At 62.8% G+C, this 15,021-nt stretch carries 10 protein-coding genes and 1 pseudogene; 7 read left to right on the forward strand and 4 right to left on the reverse strand.

Going from position 1 to position 15,021, the window contains the following annotated elements; translation table 11 throughout:
* The first annotated feature begins 93 nt into the window (after positions 1 to 93).
* Positions 94 to 2,802 (forward strand): TonB-dependent receptor domain-containing protein, encoded by a 2,709-nt coding sequence (locus H3Z74_RS07060; protein ID WP_187763219.1) that lies wholly within the window; start codon positions 94 to 96, stop codon positions 2,800 to 2,802.
* A 126-nt stretch (positions 2,803 to 2,928) separates the two neighbouring features.
* Here the strand turns inward: H3Z74_RS07060 and H3Z74_RS07065 are convergent, their stop codons facing one another.
* The 4 genes from H3Z74_RS07065 to H3Z74_RS07080 all read right to left on the reverse strand — a co-directional run bounded on the left by H3Z74_RS07065 (position 2,929) and on the right by H3Z74_RS07080 (position 8,613).
* Positions 2,929 to 3,540, reverse strand: a complete 612-nt coding sequence (locus H3Z74_RS07065; protein ID WP_390901798.1) for a prolyl hydroxylase family protein — start codon at positions 3,538 to 3,540, stop codon at positions 2,929 to 2,931.
* A gap of 229 nt (positions 3,541 to 3,769) precedes the next feature.
* A complete protein-coding gene (locus H3Z74_RS07070; protein WP_229726948.1) occupies positions 3,770 to 6,985 on the reverse strand; it encodes a TonB-dependent receptor in 3,216 nt (1,071 codons plus the stop codon).
* A gap of 94 nt (positions 6,986 to 7,079) precedes the next feature.
* Positions 7,080 to 8,045, reverse strand: coding sequence for a FecR family protein (locus H3Z74_RS07075; RefSeq protein ID WP_187763221.1), 966 nt, complete (start codon positions 8,043 to 8,045; stop codon positions 7,080 to 7,082).
* Positions 8,032 to 8,613, reverse strand: a complete 582-nt coding sequence (locus H3Z74_RS07080) for an RNA polymerase sigma factor (RefSeq protein WP_187763222.1) — start codon at positions 8,611 to 8,613, stop codon at positions 8,032 to 8,034. The genes H3Z74_RS07075 and H3Z74_RS07080 overlap by 14 nt, the downstream gene beginning before the upstream one ends.
* A 470-nt stretch (positions 8,614 to 9,083) precedes the next feature.
* Between H3Z74_RS07080 and H3Z74_RS07085 the strand changes: the two genes are divergently transcribed.
* The 6 genes and pseudogenes from H3Z74_RS07085 (at position 9,084) to gspF (ending at position 14,948) form a co-directional block, all read left to right on the forward strand.
* Positions 9,084 to 9,929 (forward strand): type II secretion system protein N, encoded by an 846-nt coding sequence (locus H3Z74_RS07085; protein ID WP_187763223.1) that lies wholly within the window; start codon positions 9,084 to 9,086, stop codon positions 9,927 to 9,929.
* Positions 9,926 to 11,023 (forward strand): secretin N-terminal domain-containing protein, encoded by a 1,098-nt coding sequence (locus H3Z74_RS24740; protein ID WP_326838805.1) that lies wholly within the window; start codon positions 9,926 to 9,928, stop codon positions 11,021 to 11,023. Before H3Z74_RS07085 ends, H3Z74_RS24740 begins: the two co-directional genes overlap by 4 nt.
* Positions 11,008 to 11,568 (forward strand): hypothetical protein, encoded by a 561-nt coding sequence (locus H3Z74_RS24745; RefSeq protein WP_326838806.1) that lies wholly within the window; start codon positions 11,008 to 11,010, stop codon positions 11,566 to 11,568. The genes H3Z74_RS24740 and H3Z74_RS24745 overlap by 16 nt, the downstream gene beginning before the upstream one ends.
* Positions 11,453 to 12,136 (forward strand): type II secretion system protein GspD, encoded by a 684-nt coding sequence (locus H3Z74_RS24750; RefSeq protein ID WP_326838812.1) that lies wholly within the window; start codon positions 11,453 to 11,455, stop codon positions 12,134 to 12,136. Before H3Z74_RS24745 ends, H3Z74_RS24750 begins: the two co-directional genes overlap by 116 nt.
* Positions 12,136 to 13,728: a GspE/PulE family protein gene (locus H3Z74_RS07095; protein WP_390901793.1), complete on the forward strand. Its 1,593-nt coding sequence runs from the start codon at positions 12,136 to 12,138 to the stop codon at positions 13,726 to 13,728. The genes H3Z74_RS24750 and H3Z74_RS07095 overlap by 1 nt, the downstream gene beginning before the upstream one ends.
* Positions 13,721 to 14,948, forward strand: a pseudogene (gene gspF / locus H3Z74_RS07100) (type II secretion system inner membrane protein GspF). Before H3Z74_RS07095 ends, gspF begins: the two are co-directional and overlap by 8 nt.
* Positions 14,949 to 15,021 lie beyond the last annotated feature (73 nt).

A 15,021-nucleotide genomic window follows, 5' to 3' on the forward strand; every position in this document is an offset into this window, starting at 1 on the left:
AGCCGCTTCCCGCATGATCGCGAAGCCGGAAGCGTGGTCTCAACCCCGCTTCCGGCTTTCGCTGTACGGACTCGAACACCGGATATTTTCAAGATGGCCAAGCCAATCGCCTACGGCACCCTGCTGCTGCTCACCTCCAGCCTGATCGCGCCCGGCGCGATCGCGCAAACCTCCGGCACTCAGGCGGCAACCCCGCCGGAAACGGCCGCTGCTACGCCTTCAGACGCAAGTCAGGATCCGGCAGCCGAGCAGGAACAGATCGAGGTTTCGACCCCGGGTGCCGATGATGTCGGCGATATCGTCGTCATCGGGCGTAATATCCCCAATGCGATCCGGGCCACGCCCCAGGTCGTCTCGGTGCTGTCCAGCGCGGACATTGCACGGACGGGCGAAGGCGACATTGCCGGCGCGCTGCAGCGCGTGACGGGCCTCAGCGTGGTGGGCAACGGCTTCGTCTTCGTGCGCGGGCTTGGCGATCGCTATTCCTCCTCAATGCTCAACGGCTCGCCGCTGCCGTCTCCGGAACCGCTGCGCCGCACCGTGCCGCTCGACATTTTTCCGACCAGCATCATCGCCAGCGCGCTTGTTCAGAAGAGCTATTCGGTGAATTATCCGGCCGAATTCGGCGGCGGCGTCATCAATCTGACGACCAAGGCGGTGCCGGAGGAAAGCTTCCTCGAGTTCGGCGCCTCGGCGACCTACAACAGCACCAGCACTGACCAACTCGGCTATGTCTATGATGGCGGCAGCCTTGACTGGCTCGGTTTTGACAGCGGCGAGCGCACCGTGCCGGGGTTCATCAAGGCCGGCGGCTCGACCGAACCACAATTCAGTTCGGCGCAGATCATGACGATGTCCAACGCGCCGACCACGCTGTTGCAGCAGAACGACCACTTGCCGCCCAATTTCTCGGGCGAGATCAATCTTGGCCATTCGTTCGATGTGGGCAGCACGCGGATTGGCCTGATCGCTTCGGGAAGCGTCAGCAACGGCTTTCGTACTCGCGATGCCGTCCAGCAGGACACGATCGACGCCGAGGGTGCGCTGCGCAGCGATTACCGTACTGTGCTGACCGACAACCGGATCGTCGCCAACGGCCTGATCGGAATCGGCGCCGATTTCGGCGAACAGCGCGTTCGTTGGACCAACCTTTATATCCACGACACGCTCAAGCAGGGGCGCCTGAGCACCGCGACGCTGTATCCGAACAGCAGCGGCGATCGGATCATGCAACAGAACACCAACTGGTTCGAACGCCAGCTGATCGACAGTCAACTGGTCGGCGAGTTCAAATTCGGTGATGTCTCGCTCGACGTTCGCGGCAGCTATGCCAACACCAAGCGCAACTCGCCCTATGAGCGCTCGTTCAGCTATCGCTACGACCAGAATGCCAAAGCCTATCAGAACACGCTCAACGGCCTTGGCGAATCCGCCTATGTCGCATTCAGCAGTCTCAATGAGGATTTGTGGAGCGGGCAGGCGGACCTGGGCTACAAATTGCCGACAGCGCGGCCAATCAAACTGTCGGCGGGCTATTATTACAGCGACAGCGACCGCACATCGACGCGGTACAATTACCAGTACCGAACCTTTGACGGCAGCGCGCTTCCCGCGCCGTCGCGCTTTTTGCGGCCCGACTACCTGTTGTCGATCAACAGTGTCGTCAACGGCTGCGTAGCGAATGACGGGGGTGGCTGCATCCGGCTGTTCAACTTGTCGGGGTCGGACGGCGCAGCGGCTTACGCCGCTTCGTTGCGCATCCATGCCGGTTACGTGCAGCTAGAGGGCGAGATTCTTGACGGCGTGCGCGCGACACTTGGGGTCCGTTACGAAAAGGCGCTCGAAGAAGTCACGACAAACAGCCTCTCATTTCAGGGCGCGAGCCTCGACAATGATTATTTCCTGCCTGCGGCGACCGTGACGTGGAATTTCGCCCCGGATATGCAATTCCGGGTGCACGGATCGAAGACCATCGCTCGCCCCCAGTTCCGCGAACTTGCGCCGCAGCTCTACCGCGATTTCGATTCGGACCGGCAGTTTTTTGGTAATCCGAAACTGGTCGATTCCCAGCTGACCAACGCCGAGGCGCGTTACGAATGGTTCTTCGGCCGCGATCAGCGGATTACCGCTGCCGCCTTTTACAAGCATATCAAGAACCCGATCGAGCAGGTCGGCTTCTATCCGAACGACACATCGGCACTGCAGACAGGCTTTTCCTATGCGCCGAGCGCCGATCTGTACGGCGGAGAAATCGAGGCGCAGAAATATTTCGACCTGGCCGGCCTAGGCGGCTTCTTCTCCGATCGCCGGCTGCTGGTGGTGGCAAATTACACCTATACGCAATCGAAGATAAAGTCGGGCACCGAACTGGTACCGAGCCCGATCCAGAACGGTAACGGTGTCGCGCTACTGGTCCCGGCCAATCAGTTGTTCGTCAACGGTGCGCCGCTTACCGGGCAGTCGGATCATCTCGTCAATGCCCAGCTCGCCATCGAAAAGAAGGATTCACTGTCGCAGCTGACCTTGCTGTTTTCCTATGCCAGCAAGCGCGTGACCAATCGCGGGCCGGTGTCGGGCGGGTTCCTGCCCGACATTGTCGAGCAGCCGGGCATCAAGCTCGATCTTGTCGGGCGGCAGGGGATCAGGTTCGGCGATGCCGAATTTGAACTGAAGCTGGAGGCGCGCAACCTGACCGGCACGAAGTTCCAGGAGTTTCAGACCTTCGCCAATGGCTCGCGGGTGGACGTCAACACCTATCGTCTGGGACGTACCTTCACGATCGGGATCAGCGCGAAGCTGTGAATTCGACCGGCCCCTTCACTTCCGGGAAGGGGCCGGCCGAAAATGCGCGCTTCGTGGATGGAAACACCCGATAGCGGTCATGTCAGGAGCAAATGCCGTCTGCCTCGCTTTGCCGAGGGAGGCGGACTATTTCCATTCCCGCATTCGAAACCATTTCGTCACGACATATTTCACGCCCGAACGCACCTTCATGCCCTGGTGGATCGTCGCCGGATTGGGCGTCCCGTCGGGCCGCAGATTGTTCCAGGCGAGCAGTTTCCCCACCTCCGGCTGGACGATCTTGTCGATCGTCTTGAACCGCGTCGCGCCACCTGCTTCGGTCTGGTTGAGATAGATCATCACCGTCCAGGTACGCTGCCCCGCCACGCTGCAATATTTGAGATAGTCGAGGCCGGCCGGCTCGAAATAGTCGGTATGGCCCTTGAATTCCTGCCCCACGGCATAGCGCTGGCCCTGCATCGGTTCGCCATGGGCGGGATCCAGCCCCGTGAGGGCGGTGATCAGTGCATCGGTTTCCGCCACCACCGGATCGGTGCGGTCCAGGTCGCATGTTTCGCTCGTACGGAACCCGGCATCCCCGTTCGAATCGGAGATGGTCGATGGACGGCGCTGCGCCTCGATCTGCTCGATCAGGGCAGCGCAGAGATCGGGCGACAGGAAGCCGCGTCGTAGAAACAGCGTCAGCTTGGGACTGGGCACGCGTTGCACGCCGGACTGCGCGCCAAGATGCGCGACCATTGCCTCCGAAGGGTAGCCCGAACCGAAATTGGCGGCAGTGGTGAGGAGCTGATTCATCGTCGCACGCTTTGCCAAAACCGGCTGGCTTTCGCCAGCCTGGACAAGGGTCGCTTGCCTGATTCCGATCGCGTGGGCGTGGCAAAAAAGCGGCGATGACGACTTCGGGGGGCGGGGAAGTCGTCATCGCCCGAGGGGGGAGCGAGGGCTGATCGAACCGGTCAGCCGGAACTCAGAACTTCTTGGCCACGCTGAATCCGATGATGCGCGGGTCGAGGGTGAAGACGTTGGTGGTCAGGCCGCTGTCGTCGCTGTTGATGAACGCGTCGGTGATCGGCGTGTCGTTGAGCAGATTCTTGACGTAAAGCTGGAAGGTCAGCGCCGAGTCAGGCCGTTCGACGGTGATCGCCAAATTGGCGTTGCCCCATGACCGCAGGCGGTCATTGACCGCGTTGTAGACTCGCGCCCAGCTCTTGCCCTGGCGGTAGTAATCGCCGCGCAGGGTCACGTTCCATGTATCGATCGGGATGGTGTATTGGGTGCCGATATTGACCGTCCAGTGCGGCGCATTGGGCAATTCGTTACCGGAGAGATTGGCGGCGAACCCCTGGCCCTGGTTCTGGCCAACGTCGGTATAGGTGAAGGGGTCGTAGCCGACACCCGGGCCACCAAGGAGCACGCCGCCAAATGGGCAAAAGCCGGTGATCTGGGGGGTGACGATTGGATTGGACGGGTCATGTTCTATGTACAGGCCCTGAAGATATGGCAGGACCAGCGCCTTGGGCGCGACGCAATTGGAGGCTTGTTGCAGCCAGGGCTTGATCAATATCCAGTCATCATGCCCTTGAAGGCGATCCATCACATCGATCGACTTCATCCCCTTGCCGATTTTGGTGTCGAGCAGGCCGAGATTGGCGTTGAAGCTCAGCCGCCGTGTCGGGCGCCAGATCGTTTCAAACTCCAATCCCCAGGTCTGGGCATTGTAATTCTCGTTCCGGGTTCCGCGATCGATGATCTGCGAGACCTGATAATCCTTGTAATCATAGTAGAAGGCGGTGGCGTTCAATTGCAGCTTGCCGCCGGCGAGCGTGTTCTTGCTGCCGACTTCGAAGGCGTTGACATATTCCGGCCGAAATCGCGGATCGACCTGGAAGAATCCGAGCGCTGCCTGATTCGTCCCGATACCGGGTGAATTGGTGCCGCCCGCCTTGTAGCCGCGTGAATAGGAAGCATAAAACAGGCTGTCGTCCGTGAAGGACAGCTGTGGCTTCCAGTCGACCACGAACCGGCCGGTAAGCGCACCCCATTTCTGTTCGATGTCGGGAAGCGCCGGATAGCCGCTGTTGACATAGCCGCCGCCGACATAGCCGGGGGTCAGCAACAACTGGCTCGGATAGGGCGTGGTCGTCTTGATATCGCGGGTATAGCGCAGGCCCGCGGTGACCTTCAGCGTGTCGCTGGCCTGCCAGTAGAGTTCGCCGAACCCGGCATAGGATTTAGTGTGCGCGACGTTGCGGCTGCGGAAATAATTATGCCCCTCGCCATTGATCTTATCGATCGGATTGGGATCGATATAAAGACAGGTTCCGCCATCGCCGGGGTTGGCCAATACCGACTGATTTGGGGCGCAGGTTTGGGTGATCGTTGATCCGGTCTGACCGGTGCCTCGATTGAACAATATCATCCCCGCAAGTGTGAATGTATTGTTGAAGACGAAATAATCCTCATCGATTTTGAAATCGAGATAATTGATCCCGAGGTTGAAATTGAGTGGTCCGTCGAAGGAGGATTGAAGACGGAATTCCTGTGACCATTGCCGGCTTTTGGAACGGTTGAGATCGGCCGAAAGATAACCTCTGGAGCAACCGAGTTGGGGATCGCAAAAAACCCCGCCGGGCAACAGATTATAGGCAGGGACGAGATTGTCGCCAACGAGCTGGTAGATTCCGGGTTGCGATGTATCGGTGAAGATCGGGATCGACTGGAAACGGCCATAATCCTGCGTCGAGTAATATTTGTCGCGCGTCCAACCGGTTTGCGACACCAGTTTCAGATCTGGATTGATCTCGAAATCGAGGTTGAGTTGTACCACGTCATTTTTGGCCCGGAACTGCGGGTCATAGGTTGTCGCGATCTTGCGCAGGTCGCGCGACTGCACGACGGCTGAAAACGGATCCGTGGCGAAGGGAATGGCGAAGACGCCCTGAAAATTCTCCGTGAAACCCACCGCCCCCGAGACTCCGACGCTGGCGGCAATGACGTTGGGCAGGCTGGCGCCATTGGGCACGCCGAATGCGGCATCCTCGTATAGCGATCCCGGCTTGCAGCCCTGGCTGAAGAAACCGCCATTCTGAGGCAGCATCGCGACCCCGCCCACCTGCGTCGGCGAGGGATCGCGATGGCAGAGCTGCTTGCCGGTGCGCGAGCGGCGGTCCTTTTCCTGGAAATGCTCCCATACCAGGCTGGCCCTGAAGCTGCTGTCCGGCTTCCAGGTAATCGATCCGCGGGTCGACCAGAGATTGCGGTCGTTGACGTCGCGGTTGGTGACGGTGTTGAAGTCATAGCCGTCGCGCTGCGTGCGCGCGCCGGCAATGCGCACCGCCAGCGTGTCGGTGATCGGTATGTTGAGCATGCCGCTCGCACGCATCGAACCGTAATTGCCGCCTTCCAGTTTCAGGCTGCCGGTGAACTTGCCGGGATCGGCGAGGATCGGGATCATGTTGACCACACCCGCCGTCGCATTGCGGCCATAGAGCGTGCCCTGCGGTCCGCGCAGCACTTCGATCCGCTCGACGTCGAAATATTCCTGCTCGAATAGCCGGTTGCGGACCAGCGGCATCGAATTGAAGCTGATCGCCACTGCCGGATCGGTGGTCACCGACAGCGCCTTGGTACCGATGCCGCGGATCGAGAAATTGTAGCTGGCGAAGTTGGTCTTGGAGAAATTGACGTTGGGCGTCCCGCGCAGCAACTCGCTGCCGCCCTCGATCTTCTGCTCGTCCAGCGTCTTTGCCGTGAACACCGAGATCGCGATCGGCACATCCTGGATCTTCTCCTCACGCTTCTGCGCCGTCACGATGATGTCGGGGCCAGGGTCGTCCTTTTCGACCTCAGCTTGCACCGCCGCGCGGATGATCACGACGCCGGTCTGTGTCTGGTCTTCGCTCACGGCCAGCCCGGTGCCGGCCAGAAGCCGCTGCAGCGCAGCGGCCACCGTCATCGTGCCGCGGACCGCGTTGGTGCGCTTGTCACGGACACTGTTGCCGTCGGCGACGATCTCGATTCCCGCCTGTTTGGCGAAAGCGGGAAGGCCGGTGGCGGCAGGCTGCGCGGGCAGGTCGAAGCTGCGCGTCTGCGCATGAGCCGGTGTGGCCACCGTTATCGCAGCGATCGCTGCGACGCTCGCCATGGCGCCGGCACGGAATCCCGGAACAGCAAATCCCCGCATCATAGTCCCCTCCTGATCGTGAAGACGCTTGTGCGCCTTCGTTATTGATCAGGATGTCCGGGCCATGCGTTTCCGATGCCCGGCGTGAAAAAAATCAGCTGCCTTTCGGCGCAATATGGATATCGCCGCCCGATGTCGTGATCCGCGCGTCGAGCAGTACCGCCACCGATCGCATGAACTTGTCGGGGTCATCGACCTTGAAATAGCCGACGATCGGCGTGCGACCCAGCACCGGATCGTCAACGATCAGCTTGCGGCGATTATAGCGATTCAGCTCCGTCACAGCATAATCCAGCGGCTCGCCGTTCAGCGCCAGGTCGCCGCTGCGCCAGGACAGCGCGCGCTCGATTTCCGCGCCCGCCGGAACCGCGACGATCCGCGTGGTCGCATCGGCAACGAACGCACGTTCGCCGCCGCTCAACCGGGTCGGCGCGGTGCTGCGGTCCCCGGTCCAGGTTTCGACCACACCTTCGGTGACCAAAATATCGACACCGTCGGTGTGACGGCGCACGGAAAAGGCGGTCCCCACAGCGCGGACGTGCACATCGCCCGCCGACACCAGGAACGGCCGTGCCTTGTCGTGTGCGACTTCGAACCAGGCTTCGCCATCGTCGAGCGTGATCCGCCGCGCCGTCTTCGCCATCGTCACGGTTAGCCGGCTGGCGGTGTTGATCGTGGCAACGGATCCGTCGGTGAGGGACAGGCGCCGGACTTCGCCGATCGTGGTCGTGAAGCTTTCACCGGCCGGCCAGAGCAGCCCCCCGCCGATCCCGGCAATGGCAGCGGCGATCAGCGCGCCGCCGCCGACCAGCTTGCGCCGGCTGAGCATGGCGGGGGGGAACGGCTCGTCGCGTGCGACCTCTTCCGGATCGAGCGGCTGGCCCGCCAGCGCGCGCCCGCGATCGAGATAGACCAACGCCGCCTCGGCACGTAGCAGGGCGCCTTCGTGGCGCTCGTCAGCGGCAAGCCACAGGTCGAGTTCGGCCTGGTCGTTGGCGGTAAGCGGGCCGGCATCACGACGGATGGCCCAGCGCGCCGCGCCGTCCTCATCCATTGCCATGATTGCCCTCCGTTTTTTCATCCCGCGTCCCCGAATGCGGCGTTTCGGTGCCGCCGTCCGCGGCCAGTGCCTTCAGGATCAGCTTCAATCCGCGCGTCGCCTGTTGTTCGACGCTATGTTCGGCAATTCCCAGCCGGGCTGCGATCTCGCGCTGCGGCACGCCCTCGATCCGCCGCAGCTCGAAGATTTCGCGGCAGCGCGCGGGCAGGGCATCGATCAACTGCCGGATTCGTTCCAGTTCGCGCCGCGCGCCCGCGCGCCGTTCCGGGCCGGGATCCTCGTCTTCGAGCGCCATTGCCTGCATCTCGGTCAAGCTGTCGATGCGCACGATCCGGTCGCGCCGGATCCGCTGGAGCATCGCCATCCGGGCGGTGGTGAACAGATACGCCCGTCCGTCGCGAATATGCGCGACGCTCTTCAGCCGCGCGATGTTGAGATAGGCATCCTGCACGATATCGTCGATCTCCCAGGACGTCGCCGCCATGCGCCGCAGGCGCGCGCGCAGAGCTCCCTCGTGCGGGATGATATTGCCCGCCACCCATGCCACGATTTCCGCCCGACTCTGCATCAAAGCCGATCAGCCTTCCTCAACCTCACTTGCTCTCCACAAGGATGCACGACGATGGAATTTCCGACGTTGTGCGGATCGCGTTGTCGCACATAATAAAATGGCAGGCACTCTCAGACGATGGCCGATGCTCCGACGATGGCATGCCCGATCCCGCGTCTTGGCTGAATCGCCGCCGGTGACGGGGCTGTGGGGAAGGCGGCGGGAGATATGGGACACCCGTCGTGTCCCATATCTCTTCATCGCTGTCAGGGTGGATTCTAGTATAATTCGTTGTATATCATATACTTAACTGGAGCGGCCGGCCTGGGCGCCGCCGGAGGCCGGACCTGCAGAGATTTCCGCGATCGCGAGCGTTGCCGGTCACCGATTGGCCGTCGACATTAGGATTGTCGCAAAAGGTTCACACTTGTGCCGTGTGACTGTAACACTGGCCGCCTAGCACCTGCGCGACCCGGGGGATTCTCTCAATGCGCCTCGCACTCGACGCCCGCGCGCGCCGTATCCTTCGGCGGCTACCGCGCACCACTGTCTATTCGGCGCTCGAGCTTCTGCTGCTCGCGGTGCTGGCGGTGCAGTGCGCGCGGCTCTTGTGGGTGATCGTCACGCCGGTCGGTCCGCTCGGGAACTGGAAGCCGGCCGAACCCGGTACGATCGGCTCACCCGCGGCGATCCTACGCGGGTTCGATCCCTTTTTCCGGCTGAGTGCGGGCGGCGACGGCAAGCCGGCGGTGGTCACCTCGTTGCAGATCACGCTGTTCGGCACGCGGATCGACGAAGCGGTCGGCGGCGGCTCGGCGATCGTCGCCGGCCCCGACGGCGTGCAGCAAAGCGTGGCTGTCGGTGGCGAGATCATGCCCGGCGTGAAATTGAAAGCGGTCGCGTTCGATCATATCACGATCGACCGTGGCGGCGCCGAGGAGGACCTGTTTCTCGATCAATCCGGCGCGGTCGAAACCGTAGCACCGACCGCCTCTGCGGCTGGCAGCGGCCCGAACCCGGCTGCAGCCCCTGGCGGGATCGGGTCTCGCGTCACGACTTTTGCCCAGGTCCAGTCGGATATCGGCTTTATCCCGCGTGTCGATGGTGGTCGCGTGACCGGCCTCGTCGTGCGCTCGCAGGGGTCTGGCGCCGCGTTTCGTGCCGCCAATCTGCGCGATGGTGATATCGTCACCGCGATTGGCGGTCGCGCGGTCACCGGTCAGGGCGACATCGAACGCATTGCCGGGCAGTTCGCAGGTGGGGGCAATCTGCCGCTGACCGTCGAGCGGGGCAACACCACCATTCCTCTTGTCATCTCGATAGCGAGCCAATGAAAAAACTGATCCTCGCACCTGTTCTTGCGTGCCTGCTCGCCGGGCCGATTCTCGCGCAAACCACATTGAACGTGCGCGATGCGGATATCCGCGCGTTCATCGCCGATGCCGCCAAGGTGACGGGGCGGACCTTCATTATCGATAGCCGGGTGCAGGGCAAGGTGACGGTAGTGACCGACCGCCCCCTGAGCCGGTCCGAATATTTCGAGGTCTTCCTGTCGACCCTGCGTGCCAACGGGCTGGTCGCGGTGCCGACATCCAACGGCGCGCTCCGCGTGCAGCCGATCGACAACGCCGCATCGCAGCCGAGCCGGGTGGGATCGCGCGGTGCATCACGCAACAGCTTCGTGACCGAGGTGATCCGTTTGCGCTCGATCGATTCCGCCTCCGCTGTGGAAACGGTGCGCGCGCTGGTCAGCCCGCAAGGCTCGGTCACTGCCAATCGCGGTGGCAATTCGATCGTCGTGGTCGATTTCGCCGACAATGTCCGCCGGGTGCGCGAAGTGCTGCGCCAGATCGATACCGACAATGCCTCGACCCGGGTCGTCGCGCTGAAGAATGCCGGCGCGCGCGAAATCGCCAGCGCATTGCAGGCGCTGATCGGTACGGGCGGGCAGGGTGGCCAGGGAGCCGCGACCGGGCCCAGCGCGACGGTGGTCGCCATTACCAGTTCCAACTCAATCGCGCTGCGCGGCGACGGCGCCACGGTTGCGCGGCTCGCCGCCGTGGCGGAGGATCTCGACAAGCGGGCGAAGAACGGCACCGAAATTCGCGTCATTTTCCTCGAAAATGCCGATGCCGAACAATTGCTGCCAGTGCTGCAACAGCTTGTCGGCCAGACGCCGACTCAGCCGACGTCGAACAATACCAATACTCTATCCCGCTCGAATTTCGGCGGAACCGCGGCGAACGGGCAGAACAACAGCAACAATGCCGAGCCACCCCGGCAGCAACAATCAGCTCCGGCCGCGGGCGGGGGACCGGCGAGGCCGCGATCGTTGCCGAGGGGGGCCGCACTGCATCGGTCATCACTCGCTTCGCTGGAGCCAATGCGATCGTCATCGCCGCGCCGGCGGAGGTGCAGCGCCAGTTGAATGAGGTGGTGCGGCAGCTCGATACGCGGCGCGAGCAGGTGCTGGTCGAAGCGATCGTCGCTGAAGTGTCGGATGCGACCGCCAACAAGCTCGGCGTGCAATTCCTGCTCGCCGGATTGCCCGGCAGCGGCGTGCCTACCTTCGCTACCAGCTTCAGCAATTCGGCCCCCAATCTGTTGACCATCGCCGGCGCGATCGGCGCGCGGCAGCTGAACACCACGACCACCACGGTCAACGGCACGACCGTCACAACGTCGACCAACAGCGCGGTCAGCGATTCTGCTTGCCCAGTCGGCGATCAATTCGATCCTCGGCGCGAGTGGCGGTTTTGGCGGCGGCGCGTTCAATATCGGCAAGAATGCGATTTTCGGATCGATCATCAATGCGGTGAAATCCGACACCACCTCGAACCTGCTTCAGGCGCCGTCGCTGACTACGCTCGACAATCAGCCGGCGCGGATCCTGGTCGGTCAGGAAATTCCGATCACTACTGGTCAGCAGCTGTCGACCAATTTCGACAATGCCTTCCGCACGGTGCAGCGTGAAAATGTCGGCATTCAGCTTGAAGTGCGGCCGCAGGTGAATTCGAGCGGCACGATCAAGCTGTTTCTGCACCAGCAGGTCAGTTCGATCGCCGGGCCGGTGTCGAGCGACAATAGCGACCTGATCCTCAACAAGCGCGAAGTGGAAACGACGCTGACGGTCGATGACGGCCAGATCGCGATCATTGGCGGGCTGCTCAGCGACGATGAGCGCCGCACGATCGAGAAGATCCCGCTGCTGGGCGACTTGCCGGGGATCGGCGCCCTGTTCCGCTCCAAGGCCAAGCAGCGCACCAAGACCAATTTGATGATCTTCATCCGCCCGACCGTCCTGCGCACGCCCGAGGACACGCGGCGCGTCACCGAGCAGCGCTATGGCTATCTGCGCCTGCAACAGGCGGGCCAGGCACCCAATCAGGAGCCGAGCATCGATGAGCTGGTGCGCGACTATATGGGCGCCGCGCCGCCGATCCCCTCGGCGCCGACGCCAGGCAATATCGAGGATCCACGCATCACCGTGCCGATCATGCGCAACTCGACCAAACCCTTGAAGCCGCAGGGAGAACGATGATGCACATCGCGCGCGGCGACGAGGTCGAGCCTGCAACCGATGCGCCGGTCGAACTGCCAGAAGCTTTCATACCACCATCGGCGATGGTCGCCATTCCCTATGGCTTTGCGCGGCGTTTCGGTGTGGTGCTCGAACCGGATGGCGGCGATCATCTGGCCATCTCGATGCGTGAAGGCGCTGACCCGCGCGTCCTGCTCGAACTCAGGCGACATCTCGCGCGGCCCTTCGATGTCGGGTTCGTCAGCGCCGAGGAATTCGATCGCAAACTGTCCGACGCCTATGCGATGGACGGACAGGCGGCGGCGGTCGCAGCAGGGACGCTGGGCCTTGGCGACGAGCTCGACATTCTGGCCGGCGACATGCCGACCGCCGACGATCTGCTCGATACCGCCGACGATGCCCCGGCGATCCGCCTGATCAACGGCATCATTGCCGATGCGGCGCGCAACGGCGTGTCGGATATCCATATCGAGCCCTATGAAACCGGCCTCGTCGTGCGGATGCGCATCGATGGCGTGCTGCGCGAGACGCTGCGTATGCCACCGCATGTCGCACCGGTCATCGTCAGCCGCGTCAAGGTCATGGCGCGACTCGATATCGCCGAGCGCCGCGTGCCGCAGGACGGGCGCATCGGCCTGACGCTGGCCGGCAAGCTGCTCGACGTGCGCGTATCGACCCTGCCGAGCCGCGCGGGAGAGCGTGTCGTGCTGCGTATCCTGGACAAGGAAAATGCCGGGATCACGCTTGACGTGCTCGGCATGACGCCGGCGATCAACACCATGCTGAAAGGCGCGGTTTCCGAGCCCAACGGCATCATCCTCGTCACCGGCCCGACCGGCTCGGGCAAGACCACCACGCTTTATGCCGCACTGCGCCTGCTCAACGACGGCAGTCGCAATATCCTGACGGTCGAGGACCCGGTCGAATATGCCATGGAAGGGATCGGCCAGACCCAGGTCAATCCCAAGGTCGGCCTGACCTTCGCCGCGGGGCTGCGCGCGATTCTGCGCCAGGATCCCGATGTGGTGATGGTCGGCGAAATTCGTGACAAGGAAACCGCCGAGATTGCGGTGCAGGCATCGCTCACCGGCCATCTCGTGCTCTCGACCGTCCATACCAATGATGCGGTCGGCGCAATCACGCGCATGCGCGACATGAAGATCGAGCCCTTCCTGCTCGCCTCGACTTTGCGCGCGGTGATCGCGCAGCGGCTGGTGCGGCGTTTGTGCCAGACCTGTCGCAGGCCGGTACAAGCACAAGGGTCGGTATCGGCGTTGCTCGGCTTCGACCCCGGTGCGATCGTCTATGAACCGGTCGGCTGCGAGGATTGCAACGGCACCGGGTTCAAGGGCCGGATCGGCGTGTTCGAGGCGATCCGCATCGACGAGACGATCCGCCGCCTGATCAACGATGGCGGCGATGAGGCGATCATTGCGCGTCATGCCTTCGTCAACGCGCCCAATCTCGGATCGGCTGCGCGACAGCTCGTCCGCGACGGACTGACGACGCCGGAGGAGGCGGTACGCGTTTCGCGCCGCGACATGGCCGATGTCGAAGCTCCTTTGGTGATCGACGCGAACGGCAATGCCTGATTTCGACTATCTGGTGATCGATACGGCCGGCCGCGAGGTCCGTGGACATATTGCCGCCGATACGATCGATGATGCACGTGACCGGCTCGACCGCAAGCGCTTCCATGTCGTGAAGATCGAGGCGGGCACTGGCGGCCCCGCACGCGGCAAGCCATTGCTTTCCGACTTTCGCCTCGGGCGTCGCAAGATGAGCGTGAAGCAGCTTACGCTCTTCACGCGTCAGCTGGCGACGCTCAATCAGGTATCGCCGCTGGAGGAATCGCTCCGCACCATCACCCGCCAGACCGAGCAGGAATCGGTCCGCACGATCGTCGCCAGCGTCCATGCCGGCGTCATGGAGGGGCGGCGGCTCGCCGAAGCCATGGGGCGAGAGCCGAAAAGCTTCCCGCCGCTCTACCGCGCGATGGTCGCAGCCGGTGAGCGATCGGGCTCGTTGCCGACCATTCTCGACCGTCTGTCGATCCTGCTCGAGCGCCAGGCCGAGATCAGCGGCAAGATCGTCACCACTCTGGCCTATCCTACCGTGCTGGCAGTGGTGGCCATGGGTGTGGTGACCGCCTTGATGGCCTTTGTCGTGCCGCAGGTAGTCGAACAGTTCGACAATGTCGGGCAGCAACTCCCGTTGCTCACGCGCCTCGTCATTGGTCTGTCGGATTTGCTCGTTGGCTATTGGTGGGCCATGCTGCTCGCCGTCGCGCTGATAAGCCTGATCTGCTGGCAGGCGCTCAAGCAGCCGTCGATCCGGCTCGCGTTCGACGGTTGGCTGCTGCGCATTCCACTGCTCGGCAGATTGCTGCGTGATCTCCACGCGGCGCGCATGGCGCGTACGCTGGCCACCATGGTCGCGAGCCGCCTGCCCTTGCTGGAAGGGCTCACTTTGACCGCCGGCACGATCCACAATCGCCGCTTGCGCGCCGCATCGGACGAGATCGTCGAGATCGATCCGCGGCGGCGGCAGTCTGTCCGCGGCAATGCGCCGCGCCGGCGTCTTTCCGCCGCTGCTGACCTATCTTGCCGCATCGGGCGAATCGGCGGGCAAGCTCGACGAGATGCTCGAACGCGCTGCCGACTATCTCGAACGCGAGTTCGACCGCTTCACCGCGACCGCTTTGTCGCTGCTCGAGCCCGCGATCATCGTCGTCATGGGCGGTATCGTTGCGACGATCGTGCTATCCATTCTGCTGCCGATCCTGCAGCTCAACACCCTGGCTGGACAATGAGGGCCGGACAATGAGGAAGATCATGACTACCGACCCGCAAACCGCCGCCCGCAAACGCCGCCATCGGGAAGGA

The organism is Sphingomonas alpina, from assembly GCF_014490665.1.
Lineage (GTDB): Bacteria > Pseudomonadota > Alphaproteobacteria > Sphingomonadales > Sphingomonadaceae > Sphingomonas > Sphingomonas alpina.

Excerpts from the sequence above, each read along its gene's own strand:
- H3Z74_RS07065 (WP_390901798.1), bottom strand. The coding sequence starts at position 3,540 with ATGGTCGCGCATCTTGGCGCGCAGTCCGGCGTGCAACGCGTGCCCAGT.
- H3Z74_RS07060 (WP_187763219.1), top strand. The coding sequence starts at position 94 with ATGGCCAAGCCAATCGCCTACGGCACCCTGCTGCTGCTCACCTCCAGC.
- H3Z74_RS24740 (WP_326838805.1), top strand. The coding sequence starts at position 9,926 with ATGAAAAAACTGATCCTCGCACCTGTTCTTGCGTGCCTGCTCGCCGGG.
- H3Z74_RS07085 (WP_187763223.1), top strand. The coding sequence starts at position 9,084 with ATGCGCCTCGCACTCGACGCCCGCGCGCGCCGTATCCTTCGGCGGCTA.
- H3Z74_RS07070 (WP_229726948.1), bottom strand. The coding sequence starts at position 6,985 with ATGCGGGGATTTGCTGTTCCGGGATTCCGTGCCGGCGCCATGGCGAGC.
- H3Z74_RS07080 (WP_187763222.1), bottom strand. The coding sequence starts at position 8,613 with ATGCAGAGTCGGGCGGAAATCGTGGCATGGGTGGCGGGCAATATCATC.
- H3Z74_RS07095 (WP_390901793.1), top strand. The coding sequence starts at position 12,136 with ATGCACATCGCGCGCGGCGACGAGGTCGAGCCTGCAACCGATGCGCCG.
- H3Z74_RS07075 (WP_187763221.1), bottom strand. The coding sequence starts at position 8,045 with ATGGCAATGGATGAGGACGGCGCGGCGCGCTGGGCCATCCGTCGTGAT.